The organism is Methylobacterium sp. A54F (assembly GCF_053346035.1).
In genome coordinates, this window is the sequence record NZ_JBKFBF010000162.1 from 1 (window position 1) to 298 (window position 298).

Below are 298 nucleotides of genomic sequence, written 5' to 3' on the forward strand. Positions count from 1 at the left end.
CCGCACGGAGCTCCTGTCCAAGATCGTCGGCATCAACGGGCACGTCTTCGTGACCCCGATCGACAAGCTGTTCACCGACTACGCCGACCTCTCCGAGCGCCTCTCGCAGGTCGGGGGCGTGCCGGCCGCGATCCCCCTCGTCGAGGGGCAGGCCTTCGCCTCCTCCCCCTACGGCGGCAGCGGCGTGCTGGTGCGCGGCGTGCGCGCGGAGGACCTCGACGGCATCGCGGCGATCGCGAAGAACATCCGCGGCGGCACGCCCGCCGGCTTCGACGACGGCTCGGGCGTGGTGATCGGG

1 pseudogene is annotated in these 298 nt (G+C 72.5%); it reads left to right on the forward strand.

Going from position 1 to position 298, the window contains the following annotated elements:
- Window positions 1–298 (forward strand): annotated as a pseudogene (locus ACLBXP_RS25790) (lipoprotein-releasing system transmembrane subunit LolC); the annotation flags it as partial.